Below are 21056 nucleotides of genomic sequence, written 5' to 3' on the forward strand. Positions count from 1 at the left end.
GGGTCGGACCTCTCTTTTTTTAATACCAGATATAGTGGTATAATAAATAGAAAGTGAATGTTTTCCACAACTTGTGGAAACAGTGTGGAATATGTGACGGAGATACCTGACAGCCCTTTAAAAAAAGCGGTTGACGGTGGGGGCTGCAGGTGGTATAGTCTATACAGACCGTTAGTCGGTATGAGGGGGATCACCATGAGCAGGAACAAATATCCCGAGGAGACGGTACACGCCATCCTGGAGGCGGCAATGCATCTCTTTGCGCAAAAGGGGTACGACGGTACCTCGATGCAGGATATTATGGATAAGACCGGGCTGTCGAAAGGGGCCATCTACCACCACTTTTCCTCGAAGATGCAGATCTTTGAGACCATCTGCGACCAGCTGTCGCGCGAAAATGTACAGGCGCTGGCCCGGGTGGTGCGCGACCCCCATATGACCGCCCCGCAAAAGATGAAGGCCATGTTTCGCACTGCTCTGGCAAACCCCAACCAGGACTTTTTTATCTCCACCAGCCCCAGTCTGCTGAAGAACCCGCGCTTTTTAGCCGCCCAGGTGAATGAGCTCTACACCATCGTGGCGCCTGACTTTGTGCAGCCTATTTTGCAGCAGGGGATGGAGGAGGGGTCGATCCCGGTAGAGAACCCCAAGGAGCTGGCTGAGGCCATTATGGTGCTCACCAATCTATGGCTCAACCCACTGGTCCACGAGACCGACGAGGCGGGCACCCGCCGCCGCTGCCAGACCTTTTGCAGCATGATGCAGGGCATCGGCATCGAGCTGATGGACGACGAGCTGGTCGAGCGGTATGTGGGCTACTGCAGCCTGCGGGATAAGTTGCCCCCGAGCCAGCAGCCGGCAGAATAGAAAAAAGCGCCCCGGAGCGGGCGCATCTTTTACCGGATATACAAACCGACGGTCGGTCTTTTAAATCGTCACAATGGATCTGTAGGAGGATTACAATGGATACAGCACCCCGCAACAATACCCCGCCCCGGGCCCGGTCGGCCCCGTTTGGACGCGACTTTATTTTGGTGGTCATCGGGCAGATCATCTCTCTTTTTGGCAACGCCATCCTGCGCTTTGCGCTGCCGCTCTACCTGCTGCGGCAGACCGGCTCGTCGGAATTGTTCGGCGTGGTGACGGCCTGTTCGTTTTTGCCCATGATCGTGCTCTCGCTGATGGGCGGCGTGCTGGCTGACCGGGTAAACAAGCGCAATATCATGGTGGCGCTGGACTTTACCACCGCCGCGCTGGTACTGCTGTTTTACCTGGGTCTGGGCGAACTGCCCACCGTGCCCATCATGATCTTGTTTTTGATGATGCTCTACGGGATATCGGGTACCTATCAGCCGGCGGTACAGGCCAGCATCCCCATTTTGGTGGCGGGTGATAAGCTGATGGTGGCCAACGCCATCATCAACCAGGTGAGTACGCTCTCGGGCCTGCTGGGACCGGTGATCGGCGGGCTGCTGTTTGGCACCTGGGGCATTACCCCCATATTGATGGTGAGCGCCGGATGTTTTGCGGTGTCGGCCATTATGGAGATCTTTATTCACATCCCCCATCAAAAGCGGCCCCGTACAGTGGGTGTTTTGGCGGTGGTGCGGGATGATCTGGTGGAGAGCTTTCGTTTTGTGCGGGAAAAGCGGCCGATCTTTTTTTCGGTAGTGGCCATCGTGGCGGCATTCAATCTGGTGCTCAGCGCCATGATGGTGGTGGGCATGCCCATCCTCATCGTGCAGGTATTACAGCTCAGCGACAGCATGCTGGGCTACGCCCAGGGCATTATGGCGCTGGGAGGGCTGGCCGGCGGACTGCTGATGGCGGTCGTAGCCAAGAAGCTGACCATGCGCACCGCACACCGGCTGCTGATCATCTGTGCGCTGTCGGTGGGCGTGATCGGGCTGGCCCTGCTGATGGACCTGCCGGTAATGGCCACTTACGCGGTGATCACCGGCATGAGCTTTGTGGCGATGGCGGTATCCACCCTGTTTTCGGTGCAGATGCTGACGGTGGTGCAGCAGCAGACCCCGCCGGCGCTGGTGGGCAAGATCATGGCGGTGATGATCGCCATATCGATGTGCGCCCAGCCTGTAGGGCAGGCTATCTATGGTGTGTTGTTCGGCGCGGCAGCGCATTCCTCCTGGGCGGTACTGTTGGGAGCGGCAGTGGTGTCGGCGGTTATTGCCCTGCTGTCAAAAAACACCTTTGCACGGCTGCACCAGCAGATGGCTGGCCCGACGGCCGCTCAGCCAAGACCGGCAGGCCGGTGACTGGTTGGGCTGTCCGGCGGCGAGCTTTGGATTTGGACTTACCGCCGTTTTTGGCAGTGCGGGTCTACTGTATACTCTATATTTGTACTGCTGCCCTATACGGCCCAGAGCTGATCTGTTGGTGTTGAGACAAAAAATGAGCGCCCCTGCACGTGCGTGCGGTGGGGCGCTTTTTTGTTGATGAGAGACAGCTAAGGGGAGAAAGAGGCCAATATTTAGCTACAATGGTTATATTGAATAAAAATATTACAAATTGTATTTATTCAAAGACTGAGTTTTGCCTTGTCGAAGAGCTAAAAGCCGTTTGGCCGCTGCTCGTCGGACGGTAGGGAAAGGAGGAGATAGAGTAGGTAGATACCGAAACGGAGGGGCGAGAATAGCCCAAAAGGAACAGAGCACACATGGATAGGAGAGAGCGTGCGTAGGTCAGGTTTAGGTTGCCGCCGTTATTTGCCCTAGGCGGCGGGGACCTAAATGAGGGTGCGGTACCGGCTGCCGGTGAGCAGACAGAACGACATCAGAACTCCCGCACCAGCGATTTGAGCGAAAAGCGGTGGCGCTTGCGGGGATCCAGGCCAAACAGGCGGCAGACCTCCTGCCGGGGCAGGTTTTTCAGGTGGTGCCGGGTAAGGCCCTCACCGTAGGTGTAGATGAACACGTCACAGGCGTCGTCGCCCATTTGGATGATGCTCTGGCGGCAGCGCACCCGGGCGATCTTGTCCCGGTGCACCACCACAGTGTGGAGCGTAAAACCCTTGGAGTAGCGCAGGGTATAGCAGTCCTTTTGCACGCCGATGCCCGACTGTAAAAAGTCGGCCACCCGCAGACACAAAAACCAGAGGATGGGCACCAGCAGAAGCAGGGCCACCACGGTGATGAGCGACTCCCAGCTGGGGAGCAGTTTGCAGAGCGCCCACCACAGCAGCGGGTCGGCCAGCAGATAGCCCAGCGGGTCGATGATGAATTTGAAGATGGAAAACAGGTTGGGGCCGATGGTGCGCTCGGAGAGCAGGAACTCGGGCACCAGTTTTTGCAGATACTGGCGGTAGGCTTTTTTGCCGGCGGCAGGGATGATCACCGGGCGGATATCGTCGGATTTGCCGTAGCCTGAACACTTGATATAGGCCGAGTAGATACCCAGTATTTTGGTAAAGAGCGTCTGCTGGATATCGAGAAAGTGGATCTTATTAAATAACACAGAGTATTCACGTTGAACAAAAATACCACCTGTTATAAATAGACGGTGCGGCGCACGGGTAATACAGAAGTTGTAGTAGCGGATGAGGTTGCGCGCAAAGCTGATGGCCCAGCCCAGCAGCAGCAAGACCGCCAAAAACACAGCCACCGGCGGAATGCCCAGCGCCACCAGCTGGGCCACATGGGCCAGCGTGCCGTATACCCGGCCGGCGATCTCCTCCCCCAGGATATCGCCGACCTTGGTGATGAAGACCGAGAGAAAGGTGACCCCGGCAAAGTAGTTGGTGGTGATGAGGGAGAGGATGACCACATACAGGTTGCGGGACATAAAGATCTGCTGGTGGGTGAGCGACTCGAGGCTCTGGCGGATGCCGCCCATCTGCAAGAGCTCCACTGCCGCCGACTTTTTGAGCACCAGGATGGCGTCGTGGGACTTGACCGAGCCGGCATCGGTGTCTAAACGCAGCGTGACCGCGCCGAAGGGGCGGTACCAAAACGGATCTTCGAGGTAGATGGAGCTGAGTTTCTGGTAGGGGATGGAGCGGGTGCGCACCAGCAGAAACCCCTCGTGGATGTGGATGGCCGACGGGGTAAAATAGTAGTAGATGCACCACCAGCGCAACACCGCCAGGGCCAAAATAAACAGCAGGACGATGATGTCGACCCAGGCGCCCTCCAGCCAGGCAAAAAAGCCGGAGCGGATATAAAACAAACTGCGCACCAGCGGCACCAGCAGCAAAAACAGGAAGCGGCCGATGTTGGCAAAAATGGTGACCGGATGAGTGCGCCTAATCACGGCTCTCCTCCTCGGGCGGCGGGGCCAGCAGCGAGGCCAGCAGCACCGCTCTGCTGTGGGGGATAGAGTGTACCGACACCCGCGACCCGGCGGCAAAGACGGTGAGGTCGGCTACTCCGAACAGCAGCTGCAGCGGTGTGCGCGAGACCGAGACCATCTGTATCAGACCGCAGGGCAGCGCATTATAGTGGGTGTACACCACGCCGCTGGTGACATACAGCACCCCGTCTTGCAGCTTGTAGCGGTGCTTAAAGTACTTGACCGGGTAGTAGATGAGCCACAGCAGTAAAAATACTACCGCCCACAGCCCGGCGGCGATCTGCCACAGGGTGGTGTGGGCGCGCAAAAAGAGCCAGACCAGCAGCATGTAGACAAAGGAGACGCAGATGGTGCGGATGTAGTAGATACACACGCAGACGATGCTGGGGCGCAGATAGCCCGCGTCTGTTCGGTCCTCCATGGCGCCCCTCCTCTCTAAAGATCGGCAGCTACTGCCGACGTGTACTTTGCAGCTATTTTACCACAAAATGGCCTGCTTATCAAAACGGGTGCTGTCGAACGGTGGCGGGGCCAAACAGCCCGCTTTTTTAATGGAAAAAGAGCGGCGGCAGGTTTACACAGACCTTACAGTAGCTTTACGAAAGCGTGCTGTCGCCACCGCTGCGGCAGCAGTATAGTAAAGGTGCGTTCAAGAGAGAGAAAAATCTAAAAGCAGTGAGGAGCGTTTTATCCATGAAAAAGTTAGTTTCTGTGCTCATGGCCTCGGCTCTGGCCCTGGCTGTTCTGGCCGGCTGCGGCGACAGCGCCAGCACCGGCAGCGGCTCGGATACGGGCAGCAAGACCATCAAGATGTCGGGTTCGACCTCGATGGAGGAGCTGGCAAAAGGCTTTTCGGAGGCCTACGGCGAAAAGGCCGGGACCACCATCACCGTTGAGCTGGGCGGTTCGTCGGTGGGCTTTAAAAATGTGCAGGAAGGCGTGTCGGATATCGGCAACATCTCCCGCGAGCTGAAAGAGGAGGAGAAGGCCGAGGGCCTGACCGAGACGGTGGTGGCCATCGACGGGATCACCGTGATCGTCAACCCGCAGAACAAGGTGGCCGACCTGACCAGCGATCAGCTGAAAAAGATCTTTACCGGTGAGATCACCAACTGGAAGGATGTGGGCGGCGCTGACGGCGAGATCGTGGTCATGGGCCGCGAGGCCGGCTCGGGCACCCGCGGCGCCTTTGAGGAACTGCTGGGCGTCGAGGACGCCTGCAAATACGCCGAGGAGCTCAACGAGACCGGTGCGGTAAAGACCAAGGTGGCCTCTACCCCGGGCGCTATCGGCTACGTGTCGATGTCGGCGGTAGACAGCACCGTGACCGGTATAAAGGTAGATGGGGTAGAGCCCACCGAAGAAAATGCCAAGTCGGGCAGCTATGCGCTGAAACGCCCCTTCTTAATGGTGTCGAAGCCCGACGCCTCGCAGGCCACGAAAGACTTCCTCGAGTGGGCGGTGAGCGACGAGGGTCAGGAGATCGTGACCCAGCTGAAGCTGATCTCGGTCAAATAGTGTACCCGTTTCTTCTTCTCTTATAAGCAGGCACTGGTACCTGTACGTACACATTCACGTACATGTATACATCCCAAAACACAGATACGGACCCAGCGGTCGAATGCACCCGCCACGGACGGTCCGTATTTTGTGCTGTACCGAGGATGGGGTAAAATCGGCGTAAAGGCCATGTAAAACGGCAAAGGAGAGACCCTTATGGCGCGTGTTGTAACCAGTGGGCAGGCGGCGTCGTCGGCAGCGCCGCTGCTGACCGACCGCAAGACCACCAAGCAGCGCATCGAGACGCTGATGAGCGGTATTTTTAAGGTGTGCGGCTACCTGTCGGTGGTGGCGGTGGCGCTCATCACCATCTATATGGTGGTGTTGGGGGCGCCGGGTATCGGCAAGATCGGGGTAGGCGAGTTTCTGTTCGGCACCGAGTGGTTCCCCGCCGCCACCACCAGAGATCCCAGCTTTGGCATCCTGCCCATGATCTTGTCTTCTATTATGGCCACAGTGGGGGCGGTGATCATTGGCGTACCCATCGGCCTGTTCACCGCCATCTACCTGGCCGAGTTCTCGAAGGGAAAGATTACCACCGTGCTGCGCACCGTCATCAGCCTGCTATCGGGCATTCCCTCGGTGGTGTATGGTCTGGTGGGCATGATCGTGGTGGTGCCGGCGGTGGCCAAGATCTTCGGGCTGCCCTCGGGCTCCTCGCTGTTTTCGGCTATGCTCATTTTGGCGATCATGATACTGCCGACCATCGTCTCGATCAGCGAAAATGCCATCCGGGCGGTGCCCAAGGAGTACCGCGAGGCCTCGCTGGCTATGGGTACCACCCAGGTGTACACCATCTTTAAAGTGGTGCTGCCGGCGGCCAAATCGGGTATTGCTGCCGGGATCGTGCTGGGTATCGGCCGCGCGGTGGGCGAGACTATGGCAGTGATCATGGTGGCCGGCAACGCGGTGAACATGCCGGGCCTGTTTAACAGTGTGCGGCTGATGACCACCGGCATCGCCATGGAGATGGGCTACGCGGCCGGCCTGCACCGGCAGGCGCTGTTCGGTATCGGCCTGGTGCTGTTTATGTTTATCATGGTCATCAACATCGTGCTCAACCGCATCATCAAGTCGGAGGATAAGGAGGCCCGCTCATGAGAGATTTTACCGGGCGGCGCAGCAGGCTGGGCGAACACCTGCTGAAAGCGCTCATCTACCTGTGCGCCTTTTTTACCGTGGCGCTGGTGGTGGCCATGATCGGCTACATTTTTGTGCGGGGCCTGCCGTCGGTGAGCTGGGAGTTTTTGACCTCGTCGCCCAGCGTGCTCAAAGGTACCATCGGCATCCTGCCCAATATCGTCAACACGCTGCTGATGATCGCCGTCAGTCTGGTGTTCTCGGTGCCGATCGGTATTGGGGCGGCCATCTATCTCAACGAATACGCCCGGGGCGGCCGATTGGTGCGCATCATCGAGTTTACGGTAGAGACGCTGGCGGGCATCCCCTCGATCATCTACGGGCTGTTTGGCCTGATGTTCTTTGTCACCATGATGAAGCTGCAGACCTCGATCATCGCCGGGGCACTCACCCTGACCATCATGCTGCTGCCCACCCTGATCCGCACCACCCAGGAGGCACTGAAGGCGGTGCCCGACTCGTTTCGCGAAGGGGCCATCGGCCTGGGAGCGACCAAGTGGTACACCATTAAAACGGTGCTGCTGCCCTCGGCTAAGGCCGGCATCGTCAGCGCGGTCATCCTCAGCGTGGGGCGCATCGTGGGCGAATCGGCGGCGCTCATCTTTACTGCCGGCATCGGCGACAAACTGACCGGCGGCTTTGTCAGCCAGCTGTTTTCCTCCGGCGGGACCCTGACCGTGGCGCTGTACACCTATGCCATGGGCCGGGGCGAGAGCGCCGACCTCACCTTTGCCATCGCCTCTATCCTGGTGCTGATCGTGCTGCTGATCAACATCTTTACCATGGTGCTCGGCAAAGAAAAAAAGACCGAACGAGACTAGCGCGGCCCACCGGCCCGGCAGAAAGGCGGAAGCATTTATGAGTACGACGACACAGGACCCGCGCCCGGCGGCGCTGGGTATTTCAGTAAACGACCTGCACCTGTATTACGGCAAGAGCCACGCCCTGAAAGGGGTGAGCATGGAGATAAGCCCCAACGAGATCACCGCGTTCATCGGTCCCTCGGGCTGCGGCAAATCCACCTTTTTAAAGACGCTCAACCGCATGAACGACCTGGTGGACGGGGTGTCTATCACCGGCGAGGTGCGCATTGGCGGGCAGAACATCTACGACCCCAAGGTGGATGTGACGCTGCTGCGCAAAGCGGTGGGGATGGTGTTTCAAAAGCCCAACCCGTTCCCCATGAGCATCTACGACAACATCGCCTATGGGCCCCGCTGTCACGGCATCAAAAACAAACGCCAACTCGACGAGATCGTTGAGGAGAGCCTGCGCGGAGCGGCGCTTTGGGACGAGGTGAAAGACCGCATCAAAAAGTCGGCGATGGGGCTCTCGGGCGGGCAGCAGCAGCGGCTGTGCATTGCCCGGGCGCTGGCGGTGCAGCCGGATATCCTGCTGATGGATGAGCCGACCTCGGCGCTGGACCCCATCTCTACCATGAAAGTGGAGGACCTGATGAGCAGCTTAAAGCAGCGCTACACGGTGGTCATCGTCACCCACAACATGCAGCAGGCGGCCCGCATATCGGATAAGACGGCATTTTTTTTGCTGGGGGAGATGATCGAATACGGCGAGACCGAACAGCTGTTCTCGATGCCCCAAAACAAAAAGACCGAGGAGTACATCACCGGCCGGTTCGGCTGATACCGGCGCCCGAAAATGGGCGGCAACGCATTTACACCCGCCCGGCGGGTAGGTTATACTGGGGGTGTGGCCCCCACGTCGTGAGAGCAGGAGGAGAGCATGGCCATTCGTTTGCATTTTGAAAAGCAGCTGGAGCTGCTGCATATGGATCTGGTGAAGATGGGCAGCATGGTAGAACAGTCTATCGAGGACGGCATCGGGGCGCTGATGCGGCGCGATACCCAGCTGGCCCAGCGGGTCATCGAGGGCGACAAACAGGTCGACGATATGGAACAGCAGATCGAGAACACCTGCCTGCGGCTGCTGATGCGCGAGCAGCCGGTGGCGGGGGATTTTCGCATCGTGTTCGCCGCCCTGAAGATGATCACCGACATGGAGCGCATCGCCGATCAGGCGGCGGATATCGCGGCGCTGTCGTTTCGCTTTGAGCGGCAGACCTTTGGCGACATGGTCTACCACATACCGGCCATGGAGCGGGTGGCCAAAGATATGGTCAGCGCCGCCATCCGCAGCTTTGTGGGCCGCAATTTAGAGCTGGCGCTGGAGACTATGGAGCGCGACGACGAGGTGGACGACCTGTTTGACGTGGTGAAAAACGATCTCATCGAGCTGCTGCGGGAGGACGACGGCGGCAAGTCGGCCGACCAGGCCATCGATGTGCTGATGATCGCCAAGTACTTAGAGCGCATCGCCGACCACGCAGTGAATATCTGTGAGTGGGTGGAGTATTACATCACCGGCGTGCACCGGGGCGGCGAGGGAAAAGAGGACCTGCTGCCAAGCAGCCGGGAAGCATAGAAAGGGGAGAGAGCTATGGCAGAGCGCATATTTATCGCCGAGGACGACGACAGTATACGGGAGCTGCTGCGCTGCACGCTGGAGAGCTTTGGCTATACCGTGAGCGATTTTGCCGACGGACAGGCGCTGCTGGACCAGATAGAGCCCGCCTGTCTGCCGGACCTGGTGATCCTGGACATCATGATGCCGGTAAAGGACGGCCTGCAGACGCTGAGCGAGCTGCGCCAGCGGGAGGAGACCCGTGACCTGCCCGCCATTATGGTGACGGCCAAAGATGCCGTGATCGACAAGGTGCGGGGACTGGACCTGGGGGCCGACGACTACATCACCAAGCCGTTTGGTATACTGGAGCTCTCTTCCCGGGTAAAGGCGGTGCTGCGCCGCAGTGCCCGGGGCGGGCGGCCGGCCCAGGTCATACAGATCGGAGATATCGTTTTAGACAGCGGCAGAGTGGTGGTGTATCAGGGCAAGCAGGAGCTGGAACTGACCAACAAGGAGTTTAAACTGCTGAGCCTGCTGATGCGCAACTGCGGGATCGCCCTGCCCAGAGAGGAGATCCTAAATAAGGTGTGGGGCTATGATTACATCGGCGAGACCCGCACGCTGGATATGCACATCCGCTCGCTGCGGCAGAAGCTGGGGGACGACGCCGAGACGCCCCGCTACATCAAGACCGTGCGCTCGGTGGGTTATAAATTTATGGAGCCCAGCCGCACAGCAGGGGGGGACGGCGCTTGAAAAGAGAGATATTTCGCCGCGGACTGCTCTGCTCAGTGGCGGCGGTGCTCATCTGTGCGATCTTCTCGGCGTATATCCTGCAGCGGGAAAAGAAGAGCGAGTGGGAGACCTCGCTGCAAAATGGGCTGACGCTGGTCAGTGAGACCATGGGCCAAAACCCGGTGGCCGAGGACTACACCACTGCGGCCAAGACCTTTGCGAGGACTTTTGCGGGGGCCCGGCTGACCATTATCGACCGGGACGGCAAGGTGATCGGCGACTCGCATCAGGACCCGGCTACCATGCAAAACCACGCCGACCGGCCAGAAGTGCAGCAGGCCCTCAAGACCGGGATAGGCGTCAACCACCAGCGCTTTTCGCAGACGCTGGGCACCGATATGAGCTACATTGCCATTCTCGGCAGCGATGGCTACGTGTACCGGGCAGCCCAGCATGTGGGGGGCATCGACAAGTCGTTCACCGCCATATTGCCGGCCATTTTGGCCAGCGTGCTGCTGGCGGTGGCGGTGGCGGCCTGGGGCGCCGGCCGCATGGCCAAAAAGGTGGCGCAGCCGGTGGAGCTGGCGGCCCAGGGGCTGCGCGACATCAATGCCGGCCAGTACGACAAGCACCTCACCTTGCCCGAGTACGACGAGCTGGCACCGCTGATCGTGAGCATCAATTCGCTGGCGGAAAACATTGAGAACACGTTACAGGACCTGGAGGACGAGAAGAAAAAGAGCCGCTTTTTGCTGGATAACATCGCCGATGGCCTCATCGCGGTGGACACCGACGGCCATATCGTCACCATTAACCGGGCAGCCAGAGAGTACCTGCAGGCCGGCGGCGATCTGAGCGGCAAGACGCTGTCGCACGCCACCTATGACCGCCAGATCTTAGAGGCGGTGCAGAGAGTATGCCAGGGTCAGGGCAGCGGCCAGGTGTTTGACCTGACCGGCACCCAGCAGGAAGGGCCGGGGGCACAGGTGCTCTCCTGCAGTGTGCTGCCGGTGCGCGACAGCTGGCTGGCCGGCCGTCAGGGCGGCACCCGCATGGGGGCCATCATCGTGCTGCGGGCGGTGACCGAGGAGCGGCTGCGCCAGCAGATGCGCAGCGAGTTTTTCCAAAACGCCTCCCACGAGCTCAAGACCCCCATCACCTCTATCGGTGGATTTGCCCAGCTGCTGCAGAGCGGGATGGTAAAGGACCCCGTCACCCGGCAGCGCTACCTGGACAAGATCGTGGCCGAGAGCGAGCGCATGGGAGAGCTCATCGGCGATATCTTAAAGATCTCGAAATACGAGGAGAGCCCCGATCGGGACCGGGACCAGCGGGTAGACATCCCCGCCGTGGCGCAGGAGGTGCTGGAGCGGCTGCAGCCTGCCGCCGCCCGCGCCCAGGTAAAGACGGCGCTGCACCTGGACGGCAGCGACCTGTGTATCGCCGGTTCTCGCAAGGACCTAGAGGAGCTGCTCTCGAACCTGTGCGACAACGCCGTCAAGTACAATCGGCCGGGCGGCACGGTGGACGTGCGGCTGCGCAGTCTGCCCGACGGGGTACAGATCACGGTGGCCGACACCGGTATCGGTATTGCCCGGGTACACTTAGACCGCATCTTCGAGCGTTTCTACCGAGTGGATAAAGACCGCAACAAACAGGTGGGCGGCACCGGCCTGGGGCTGTCGATCGTCAAGCATATCGCCAACCGCTACGGCGGCACGGTGGAGATCCAGTCGGCCGAGGGCCGGGGGACTACCCTCACAGTGACCTTGCGGCGGTAGGTGATGTATAAAAGCGCTGTGGAAATTTTCCACAGCGCTTTTTTGTTGGGGTGCTGTCACTGGCTGGCCGCCGTTAGGGCCGGTGGTGCTGGTGGGCGATGGGGATGGGCTGTACGGCCGGCCGGGCGGCGAGCGGCAGCTCGGGGCGCCGGTGTTCCTGCTGGATAGCGGCGGCCTGGGCGTCTTGCTCTTCGGCCTGCTGGCGGGTGATCGTGTGGGATAAAAACAGCGAGGCTTTGGCGCAGGCCGGACCCACAGTCTCGTACAGCACTGCCGAGGAGAGGATGATGGTGGAGAGCAGCGTGCCGTATTTGCCCGGCAGCAGCCGCTGCCCCAAGACGGCCAGACCGATAGATACACCGGCCTGGGGGATGAGGGCCAGACCCAGGTAGTTGCGGATGTTGCTGCTGGCGTGGCTGACAGCCGCCCCCAGCCAGGCGCCGGCGTATTTGCCCAAGATGCGCACGAAGAAATAACCCACCCCGGTGATGCCGGCGGTCAGCAGTATGGGTACATTCAGGTTGAGGCCTGAGAGCACAAAGAAGAGCAGGAGGATGGGCGGGGTAAAGCTGTTGACCTGCTTAAACAGGTTTTTGTTGCCGCTGACGTTGATGTACACTGTGCCCATAGCCATACAGGACAGCAGCGGCGATACGTCCAGCGCCGCACATAAGCCCGACAGGCCCAGGATCATGGCGCAGACCAGCACCAGCTTGTGGTCCTGCGAGCGGCGCTCGGTGATGCAGTGGTGCAGCAGCCAGCCCATAGCACCGCCGGCCAAAATAGCGGCGATGTTGGTGAGTACCGGCAGCAGAAATACGCTGGGATCGATATGGCCGCCGCCATCGAGTACCTGCACCACAGCGGTACAGATGCTAAAGGCGATCAGCGCTACGGCGTCGTCGAGGGCCACCACCTGCAGGATCATATCCACAAAGGGCCCCTTGGCGTGGTACTGGCGTATGGTCATGATGGTGGAGGCGGGGGCGGTGGCACAGCCGATGGCCCCCAGCAGCAGCGAGAACGAGACCGGCAGCCGGAAGATGAAGATCATGGCCAGCGTGATGACCACCCCGGCCAGCAGCGACTCGAACAGGGTGACGATGAGCACCTGCTTGCCGCTGCGCTTAAGGGCCTCCAGCTTAAAGTAACGGCCCACCCCAAAGGCGATGAACGACAGGGCGATATCGGTGACGAAGCTCATGTTGGCGATGGTCTGCTGAGGAATGGCCCCCAACAGGTAGGGGCCTAAAATGATACCGGCGAAGATGTAGCCGGTCACGTTGGGCAGTTTGCATTTTTTTGTCAGCCGGGTCATCAGAAAGCCAGCGATCAGCATGATGGCCAGGCAGAGGATGACAGCGGCTGAACCACTTAAGGAAGATAGCCATTTTGCCATGATTTCTGCACATCCCTTCTTGAAAATTGTCTACTGTTGATTTTATGTAAAATCAGTGATAAAATCAAATTAAGATTTTTGCATATAATATAAAATAAATTTATAATAGGGTGGATAAAAGCGTCGACTATAAAAAAGACAGGTCAAAATGAGGGGGGAGCAGAGATGGTAGAGGCGAAAATACACACGTTATTGACGGTGATCTCCACCGGAAGCTTTACAGAGGCGGCTAAAATGCTATCGCTCACCCAACCGGCGGTGAGCAACCACATAAGGCAGCTGGAGCAGAGCTACGGCATAAAGATTTTTTATAAGAGCAAAAAAAAGTTGTTGCTCACTCCCGAAGGGGCGGTGCTCGAAAAGTACGCCCGGCGGGCGGTGGCGGTAGCGGCAGCGGCGCGGCAGGCCATCCTGGACCGGCAGAAAAACATCCGCCATCTGTCGGTGGCCATCACCCCCACGGTGGGCGAACACCTGGTGCCCCAGGTGATGGCGGCCTACTGCGGGCGCCACCAGGACGTGCACATGCACATCCAGACAGCGGGACTCAAAGATATCCACGACCTGCTGCGAACCTTTGAGGTGGACCTGGCCGTGATCGAGGGGGAGCTGTCGGACGACAGCCTGATATCGGTGCTGCTGGACACCGATTACCTCTGCCTCATCGCGCCGGCCGACCATCCTTTTGCCGGCCGGGCCAGCGTGCGGCTGGAGGAGCTGCAGGGGGAGAGGTTCATCCTGCGCTCAAAAGGAGCGGGGACCCGCAAGCTGTTTGAGAGCTATCTGCTGGGGAACTTTCACACCATCCAGGACTACAACGTGATGATCGAGATGGACAACGTGGCCACCATCAAAGAGCTGGTGGAGCAGGGGCTGGGGGTATCGGTGATCGGACACAGCGCCTGCATACAGGAGCAGCGCAAAGGTAAGCTGGCAGTGCTGCCCATCGAAAATGCCAGCATGGTGCGCAAGGTGAACATGGTGTACCGCAAAGACTTTGCCCACCCCGAGGTGGCAGAGGAGCTGCGGGAGCTGTATAACGGGTATGTGGTGTAGGGGGCCCAGTACCGCCGAATAAAAAAGAGGGCAGGCACCTCGATCTGGTGCCTGCCCTCTTTTTTATTTGCACAGATGCGTGCCTACCCCCGGGTATACCCGTATTTTTTGAGCATCTCGTCGGCGAAGGCCATGCTCTGGCGGGCAAAGTCGTCGGGGTTGCCGATGATATCGCGGTAGATGTACTTACAGGTGGTATCAAACCCCTCGAAACCCAGGTAGCCGTTAAAGCCCACCTGCAAAAAGCCGTGGAACACGCCGTCCCAGTCGATGATGTCGTCGTAGCCGGGTCGGCCCCGGTCGTTGCCGCACATGTGGAAATAGCCCAGCTTGTCGCCGGCGGCCACCACCGCTTTATAGAAGTCGCGCTCCTCGTAACACATGTGGAAACTGTCCAGGTGCAGGATGGTGTTGGGCTCGTCCACCTCGGCTAAAAAGTCGAGTCCCTGCCCGGTGGTGTTTACCAGGTGATTAGAAAACCGGCTGGCCGGTTCGATGCCCACGGTGATGCCGAACTGGGCGGCGTAGCGGGCGATCTCTTTTACGGCGGCGGCACAGCGACTGCGCTCGGCGCGCGGATCGTAGCCCGGCGGCACCTGCTTAGAGGGCAGGCAGTAGCACATGCCCGAGAACACAGTGGCCCCCACGTCGCGGGTCTTGTCGATACAGCCCTTTAAAAAGTCGATGCCCAGCTGGCGGCAGGCGGGGTCCTCAGAGCCGATGTCCCAGTGGGGATCGGGGATGATGGTGGAGCAGGTGGGCTCGATGGCGCCCTCCAGTCGCGCCTTTACCGCAACCGGGTCAAAGGCATCGATCTCCATCAGCGGGAACTCGATAAAGTCCATCCCCAGCTGTTTGCAGCGGTCGATGATGTACAGAGTATCGCCACCAAAATGGCCGCCCCAGGCGTGCGTGTGTATGCCGAGTTTCACAACAAGACCTCCTTAATGGTGCCGCAGCCGGTTTGAGCAGCGGCAAAAGTAAAATGTGGTTTATGTCAGCTGCACGGGCAGCGGTGTACCGTTACGGGAAGTGTCTGCATACCAGCCGGGGCGTTACCGGTAGAGAGGAGGCCGAGATCCGATCGCCTGGCGGAGACGGCATAGAGTGCAGGGGCCGCCGGGCGGCAAAGATCAAAAACTACAGGTTTGTTTTTCGCCTGGTACCGGTCTTTGACCGAGTAGCAAAGGACAGTGAACAGACCTTGGGTCGGCAGCGGCCAGCAACGCCGAAAGACAGGACCATACGGGCCGTTGCCACTTATAGTATAGCAGCAAAAAAGCAGGTGTGCACAAAAACATTGTCGCAAACACCTGCTTTTTGTTATGTTCGGTATAAAATGACCTGCTTCTCTTTATTGGTCTGACTATACGAGGTGGATCAAAAAGTCGCTTTTTCCCACTGCCCGGCTACCTCGATCATCTTTTGAGCGTAGTCTTTATAGTCGGTGGGGTTTTTCTCCTCCACCGTCTTGATCCAGTCGGGTCTGAAGGAACCGGCCCCGCCCACGGCTCCGGCAATAGCGCCCACCATACAGGCGTTGGTGTCGCAGTCGCCGCCGCAGTTGACGCAGTACTCCAGCGTTTTTATGGTATCGCCGCCAGCCAGCGCGTACATACCCACCGCCAGAGGGATGCTGTCGGCGCACAGATCGCAGCCGCCGATCATTTCGTACAGCTCCCGCATGGTCTGGCGGTCGTCGGTGGCGTGCAGGGCGGTGTCGATAGCCCACTTCATACGGGTAGAGACCCGAGCGCCAACCCAGGGCTCGCCGTACTTTTCGCCCTCTATACAGGCGGTGACCATCTCATCGAGCAGTGCCCGGTAGTCGCTCTCGCCCTGAATAGCTTTGGCGATGCCCCAGGCGATGGCCGCCGCCGAGCCGATGGCGGCTGGGGTGTTGTGGGTGGGCTTGCACACCAGCACCAGATCGGGCATCATCTCCTGCAGGGTGGAGCCCAAAATACCGTGCACGATGCCCACCGGTGCGATACGCATGGCCGAACCGTTGGTGTTGCCGCGTTTGCCTGTATCCTCATAAGAGCCGCCGGCCTTGATTGATTTGAGTGCCCGCTCGGTGCTGGGGCCCAGGGGAGAGGCGTATTTATCTTTTACCCGCTCGGCCCAGGCCAGTATCTCACTGACGATATCTTCGGGCACCACCTTGTGGTATTTGATGAAGGAGTTCATGATGGCCACCGTCTGCTCGGTGTCGTCGGTGTACTCGCCGGCTTTTAGGCCGTCGTGGAAGATGTGGCCGGGCTCGGGGTCGTGAAAGGTATCGACCCAGTCGCCAAACTGTTCTCTGATCTGTTCAGGGGTCAAAAACGAGGTGGCCATGCCCAGTGCATCGCCTACAGCTACCCCGTAAATGCTGCCCAGTACACGGTCGTACAGGTTCAAATGTTCGCTCATATCGCTGCTCCTTTTCTGGTCTCTATATAAATGGATGGCGTGTGCAAAATAAGTCAGTGCAGGCGGGGCAGCAGGTGCGAAAACTGCTGCGCGAACCGGTCGCGGGCCATAGCGGCTGAGGGCAGACCTGTTTGCCCTCCCAGCTGCTCTACCACAAAACTGGCCACCACCGCCCCAAAATGGGCGGCGGTCACCGGGTCGCTGCCGCGCATCAGCGCGTGCACCGTACCGGTGGCAAACGAGTCACCGGCGCCGGTCGACTCGGTCACCTGCTGTGGGCGGGCAACCGGTACCGGAGTGTCAAACCCCTGTTGCCACACTGTGCTGCCGCGGGCCCCGTCGGTGACGAACAGCAGCAGATCGGGGTACTGTGCCTGCAGTTGGGCAGGACCGCTAAAGCCTCCGGCCTGCATGAGCAGGTGTAGCTCGTGGCTGTTGAGAAATAGCGCCGCTGCCGCAGGCAGCCAGGACAGCAGCGCCGGGCCGGTAATGCCGGAGAAGACCACTTTTTTGCCCTGCTGTACCGCCTGCTCGAGCAAATCGGTACAGAAATCGCCCAACACCGGGGTGACGATCACCCAGTCGTCGAGCTGGGCAGGCTGCCGGTAGCGGGCCACGGCGCTGGCGCCGGGGTAGGCAAAGCACATGGTGGTGCCGTCGGGCTGCATGTACAGGTGGGCAAAACCGCTGGGCACATCGGGCACGTGTACCAACTGCCGGCAGTCGACCCCCTGCTGCTCAAAGGGATTTTGGCCGGGGGGATAGCAGAAGTCGTTTCCCACCGGATAGAACAGCCGCGGCGTAAAACCGCCCAGCCGGGCAAAGCCCACGGCCATGTTGATGGCGCAGCCGCCAAACAGCGGTTTTTGACAGGGCTGATCGATAAATACGATATCCCCAAACCGGGGCAGAGCATCTACCGTATAGGCCCAGTCGTATACGGCGGCCGCCCCCACGATCGAGATACAGGACATATGAACACCTCCTGCTGGTTAACTTGTATTAAGAATAGCACAAGTTGGGGCCGACTGTCAATGCCCGCATTGCATTTTCTGGTGTGTTCTGCCATAATAAAAAATAGCCGATATGCGGCATACCGCGGCCAAGGCCACTCTCTGTATGGGATGCAGGGCCCCCATACAGTACATTTTTTAAAAACGCCGGCAGCTGTCTATCGCCAGCTGTGCGGTTGCCCCCAAAGCCGCAGATCTTGGGCGCTCGTGTTATAAAATTACTCGGTGACTTTTGCGTTCAGCTGGGGTGTGTAGACATATGACTGCACCGCCTGGCAAGCACTTTTTTGTGCGTGTGCTTTTGCCTTTACCCGATAGTGCCGGCATCCGCAGATCCGGCGGTGCTGTGCGCTACTGCGAAAAAGTTTAGCGGTTCAGTTGGCACTGGCCGGTCGAGAGCATCTCTGCCGCCATCAAACCTACAAAATGAGGAGGCTCTTTATGGCAGCCGTCGGTATCGATAAAAATGATCCTACCCCTCTGTACTACCAGATCGCCCAGGATATGCGGGCGAAGATCGCCTCCGGTCGCTGGGGACCGGAGGACAAGCTCCCCTCTGAAAATCAGCTCACCGCCCAATATGGGGTCAGCCGTATCGCCGTGCGTCAGGCGTTGGCCGAGCTGGAGAAAGACGGTCTCATCGTCAAGCGCCGCGGTAAAGGCAGCTTTCTCACCCGGCGGGCGGTGCCGTTCGTGCACGCCATGGACTACACGCTTACCTCCTCCCAGCGCTTTGCCGGAGAAGGGGTATCCCTCACGGCACAGGTGCTGTGCTGCCGACAGCTGGCCGCCGGGCAGCTGGCCGACAGCCGCACCGGCTTTGTGTTGGAGGAATCGGCAGTGTTTTATCGCCGCCTGTTTTTGCTGGAGGGCCGGCCGGTGGCGCTCTCCTGCTCCTGGCTGCCGCAGCAGCTGGTGCCGGGGCTGGGCGACAGCCCGCTGCCCCAGGGGCGCATCTCCCCCCAGCTGTACCGCCGTTATGGGCTGCAGGCCTCGCGGGTGGAGGACTATCTGGAGGTGGTAGCCCCCACCGCCAGCGAGGCCCAGCAGCTGCAGATCACCCGCGAGAGCAGCCTGTTGCTGCTCAAAGGCACCGCCTACCTGCAGGATGGCCGCGCACTGGAGCACTCGGCCACGCTGTGGGTGGGGGACCGGGTGCGCTTTAAATTCGGCTACAGCCTGTAGCGATGTCGTAAACAAAAAATGGTGCGGTTGCCGCCGATCCAAATAGCCACAACAAAAGAGAAAAACAAAAAAGGGAGAATCCCACACTCTGTAAAAAGATGTGGAATACTCCCTTTTTAATTTGCAGATCTGTACGCGCCCTAAATGGCGGTAAAGCGAACTAGTCGCCGCAGATGAGGGTAAAGCACTCGTAGGGGCGCAGCGTCACGGTGCCAGACAGCGCTAAGTCGGGGTAGTTTTGCAGCAGGACGGTGACATTTTCGCTGGTAAACGCCGCCGGCAGGTCAAAGCTGACCTCGTGGTCGGTAAAGTTGTTGGCGCACAGCAGGTCCTGGCCGTCGCAGTGGCGGGTGTAGCAAAACAGCTCGGTGCTGTCGGGCTGCAGGAGGGCAAAGTCGCCGTAGGCGATCACGTCCCACTGCTTTCTCTTGGCGATGAGCTCCCGGTAGAAGTTTAAGATCGAATCGGGGTCTTTCTCCTGGCTCGCCACGTTGATGCGGGGGTAGTTGTCTACCACCTCGATCCAGGGCTCGTCGGCGGTGGTAAAGCCGGCGTTTTTGCTGTCGTCCCACTGCATGGGGGTGCGGCCGTTGTCGCGTGCCCGGTCGCAGAACAGCTGCAGCCATTTCTGCGGGTCCTCGCCGCCCTCGATCACGTGCTCCCGGTAGGTATTATACACCTCGACATCGCGGAATTTATCCACGCTGTCGTAGTGGACGTTGGTCATGCCGATCTCGTCGCCCTGGAAGATGTAGGGGGTGCCCTGCATCATGTAAAAGCAGTTGGCCAGCATTTTGGCCGACTGTTTCCAGTACTTGCCGTCATCGCCAAAGCGGCTCACGGCGCGGCACTGGTCGTGGTTGCCCATAAACAGCGCCAGCCAGCCGCTATTGTGCAGGCCGGTCTGCCAGCGGGCCAGTTCCGACTTGAGCAGCGGCAGATCCAGCGGCTTGGGGGCGAATTTGTCAAACCCCTCCTGGTCGACATTGAGGATATCAAAGGGGTAGAGCATGTCCAGCTCCTGACGGTCGGGGCCGCAGTAGCCGCGGGCGGTGTCCATGTCCACATAGGCCACTTCCGCCACCGTCATGGCCCCGTATTTAGAGAATACCCGCCGGTTCAGGGTGTTAAAATGCTCGTGTACCCGGGGCTTGTTGGCGTAGTGCTCGGTGGCAAAACCGTACTTGGAACCGGGCAGCGGCTCCACATCGGGGTAGCCGGGCTCTTTGTAGAGGTAGTTGATGGCGTCGAGGCGAAACCCGTCCACTCCCAGCTCGATCCAGAAGCGCATGATGTCCACCACTTCATCCACCACTTTGGGGTTTTCCCAGTTTAAGTCGGGCTGTTTGACCGCAAAGGTGTGCAGGTAGTACTCGTCGGTGGCGGGGTTTTTCTCCCACATGCTGCCGCCGAACACCGACATCCAGTTCGAGGGTTCGCTGCCGTCTGCCCGTCCGGGCTTAAAGATGTAGTAGTCGTGGTAGGGACTGTCTTTTGACTGGCAGGCCTGGCGAAACCAGGGGTGATCGTCGCTGGTGTGGTTGCCCACAAAATCCATCACAAATCGCATGCCCCGCCGGTGCACGCCGTCCACCATCTCCCGCCACTGCTCCATGGTGCCAAAGGCGGGGTCGATATCCCGGTAGTCGGCCACGTCGTAACCGTTATCGGCCTTGGGCGACACGAAGTAGGGGCAGGACCACACCACGTCGACCCCCAGGCTCTTGATGTAGTCGAGCTTGGCGGTGATACCGGCCAGGTCGCCCTCGCCGTCGCCGTTAGCGTCGAAAAAGCTGCGGGGGTAGATCTGGTACACGGTGGCGTTGCGCCACCACTTTTCCTCGCGTTTAAGTCTCTCGTTCATGGGTTCTCCATTTCTCCGGCGATAATCCGTGCGGCGGGAAGAGATTTTGCCGCAGGTGAAAAATAGAAAAGCACATGCTCCTTTTCGGCCCTTTTCTACCGCCGGGAAACGATAAAGGCCGACACACCTCTAGTATAGTGACCCGCCGCCGATTTGACAAGGCGGGACGGTATTTT

General features: G+C 59.4%; 18 protein-coding genes. 11 read left to right on the plus strand and 7 right to left on the minus strand.

The window, feature by feature from the left end; all coding sequences use genetic code 11:
* Nucleotides 1-195 precede the first annotated feature (195 nt).
* Complete coding sequence (locus tag C6Y32_RS14225) at nt 196-867, plus strand: TetR/AcrR family transcriptional regulator (protein ID WP_164998301.1); 672 nt, start codon at nt 196-198, stop codon at nt 865-867.
* 95 nt (nt 868-962) lie between these two features.
* Nucleotides 963-2276, plus strand: coding sequence for an MFS transporter (locus C6Y32_RS14230; protein WP_105205939.1), 1314 nt, complete (start codon nt 963-965; stop codon nt 2274-2276).
* 517 nt (nt 2277-2793) lie between these two features.
* On the opposite strand, the gene C6Y32_RS14235 is transcribed toward C6Y32_RS14230, so the two are convergent.
* Both C6Y32_RS14235 and C6Y32_RS14240 read right to left on the minus strand, forming a co-directional pair.
* Nucleotides 2794-4269: a PH domain-containing protein gene (locus tag C6Y32_RS14235; RefSeq protein WP_164998302.1), complete on the minus strand. Its 1476-nt coding sequence runs from the start codon at nt 4267-4269 to the stop codon at nt 2794-2796.
* Nucleotides 4262-4729, minus strand: a complete 468-nt coding sequence (locus C6Y32_RS14240) for a PH domain-containing protein (protein ID WP_105205941.1) — start codon at nt 4727-4729, stop codon at nt 4262-4264. The genes C6Y32_RS14235 and C6Y32_RS14240 overlap by 8 nt, the downstream gene beginning before the upstream one ends.
* A 272-nt stretch (nt 4730-5001) precedes the next feature.
* Between C6Y32_RS14240 and C6Y32_RS14245 the strand changes: the two genes are divergently transcribed.
* From C6Y32_RS14245 to C6Y32_RS14275, 7 genes are all read left to right on the plus strand, one after another.
* Nucleotides 5002-5826, plus strand: a complete 825-nt coding sequence (locus C6Y32_RS14245) for a phosphate ABC transporter substrate-binding protein (RefSeq protein WP_105205942.1) — start codon at nt 5002-5004, stop codon at nt 5824-5826.
* Between the two features lie 198 nt (nt 5827-6024).
* Complete coding sequence (pstC, locus tag C6Y32_RS14250; protein ID WP_105205943.1) at nt 6025-6969, plus strand: phosphate ABC transporter permease subunit PstC; 945 nt, start codon at nt 6025-6027, stop codon at nt 6967-6969.
* Complete coding sequence (gene pstA, locus C6Y32_RS14255) at nt 6966-7829, plus strand: phosphate ABC transporter permease PstA (protein ID WP_105205944.1); 864 nt, start codon at nt 6966-6968, stop codon at nt 7827-7829. Before pstC ends, pstA begins: the two co-directional genes overlap by 4 nt.
* Before the next feature lie 37 nt (nt 7830-7866).
* Entirely contained in the window at nt 7867-8652 is a 786-nt protein-coding gene (pstB, locus tag C6Y32_RS14260; protein WP_105205945.1) for a phosphate ABC transporter ATP-binding protein PstB, read from the plus strand.
* A gap of 99 nt (nt 8653-8751) precedes the next feature.
* Nucleotides 8752-9450 carry a phosphate signaling complex protein PhoU gene (gene phoU / locus C6Y32_RS14265; RefSeq protein WP_105205946.1) on the plus strand — a complete coding sequence of 233 codons (699 nt, stop codon included), beginning with the start codon at nt 8752-8754 and terminating at the stop codon, nt 9448-9450.
* 15 nt (nt 9451-9465) lie between these two features.
* Nucleotides 9466-10188, plus strand: coding sequence for a response regulator transcription factor (locus C6Y32_RS14270; protein ID WP_105205947.1), 723 nt, complete (start codon nt 9466-9468; stop codon nt 10186-10188).
* Nucleotides 10185-11948 carry an ATP-binding protein gene (locus tag C6Y32_RS14275; protein WP_105205948.1) on the plus strand — a complete coding sequence of 588 codons (1764 nt, stop codon included), beginning with the start codon at nt 10185-10187 and terminating at the stop codon, nt 11946-11948. The genes C6Y32_RS14270 and C6Y32_RS14275 overlap by 4 nt, the downstream gene beginning before the upstream one ends.
* A 73-nt stretch (nt 11949-12021) precedes the next feature.
* On the opposite strand, the gene C6Y32_RS14280 is transcribed toward C6Y32_RS14275, so the two are convergent.
* The gene (locus C6Y32_RS14280; protein WP_105205949.1) at nt 12022-13347 is read right to left on the minus strand and encodes a cation:proton antiporter; all 1326 of its coding nucleotides are present in this window, start codon (nt 13345-13347) and stop codon (nt 12022-12024) included.
* 165 nt (nt 13348-13512) lie between these two features.
* Here C6Y32_RS14280 and C6Y32_RS14285 point away from each other — a divergent pair, with 165 nt between their 5' ends.
* Nucleotides 13513-14403, plus strand: a complete 891-nt coding sequence (locus C6Y32_RS14285; protein ID WP_105205950.1) for a LysR family transcriptional regulator — start codon at nt 13513-13515, stop codon at nt 14401-14403.
* 83 nt (nt 14404-14486) lie between these two features.
* Here the strand turns inward: C6Y32_RS14285 and C6Y32_RS14290 are convergent, their stop codons facing one another.
* The 3 genes from C6Y32_RS14290 to C6Y32_RS14300 all read right to left on the minus strand — a co-directional run bounded on the left by C6Y32_RS14290 (nt 14487) and on the right by C6Y32_RS14300 (nt 17792).
* Entirely contained in the window at nt 14487-15335 is an 849-nt protein-coding gene (locus C6Y32_RS14290; protein WP_105205951.1) for a sugar phosphate isomerase/epimerase family protein, read from the minus strand.
* Nucleotides 15336-15783: 448 nt separating this feature from the next.
* Nucleotides 15784-16818 (minus strand): ADP-ribosylglycohydrolase family protein, encoded by a 1035-nt coding sequence (locus C6Y32_RS14295; RefSeq protein WP_105205952.1) that lies wholly within the window; start codon nt 16816-16818, stop codon nt 15784-15786.
* Between the two features lie 53 nt (nt 16819-16871).
* Entirely contained in the window at nt 16872-17792 is a 921-nt protein-coding gene (locus tag C6Y32_RS14300) for a PfkB family carbohydrate kinase (RefSeq protein WP_105205953.1), read from the minus strand.
* 480 nt (nt 17793-18272) lie between these two features.
* Between C6Y32_RS14300 and C6Y32_RS14305 the strand changes: the two genes are divergently transcribed.
* Nucleotides 18273-19016, plus strand: coding sequence for a GntR family transcriptional regulator (locus tag C6Y32_RS14305; RefSeq protein WP_164998303.1), 744 nt, complete (start codon nt 18273-18275; stop codon nt 19014-19016).
* A gap of 160 nt (nt 19017-19176) precedes the next feature.
* Here the strand turns inward: C6Y32_RS14305 and C6Y32_RS14310 are convergent, their stop codons facing one another.
* Nucleotides 19177-20880 carry a glycoside hydrolase family 13 protein gene (locus tag C6Y32_RS14310; protein ID WP_105205955.1) on the minus strand — a complete coding sequence of 568 codons (1704 nt, stop codon included), beginning with the start codon at nt 20878-20880 and terminating at the stop codon, nt 19177-19179.
* Nucleotides 20881-21056 lie beyond the last annotated feature (176 nt).

The sequence above is a fragment of the Neobittarella massiliensis (ex Bilen et al. 2018) genome, assembly GCF_900289145.1.
In the GTDB taxonomy this organism is placed as follows: Bacteria; Bacillota; Clostridia; order Oscillospirales; family Ruminococcaceae; genus Neobittarella; species Neobittarella massiliensis.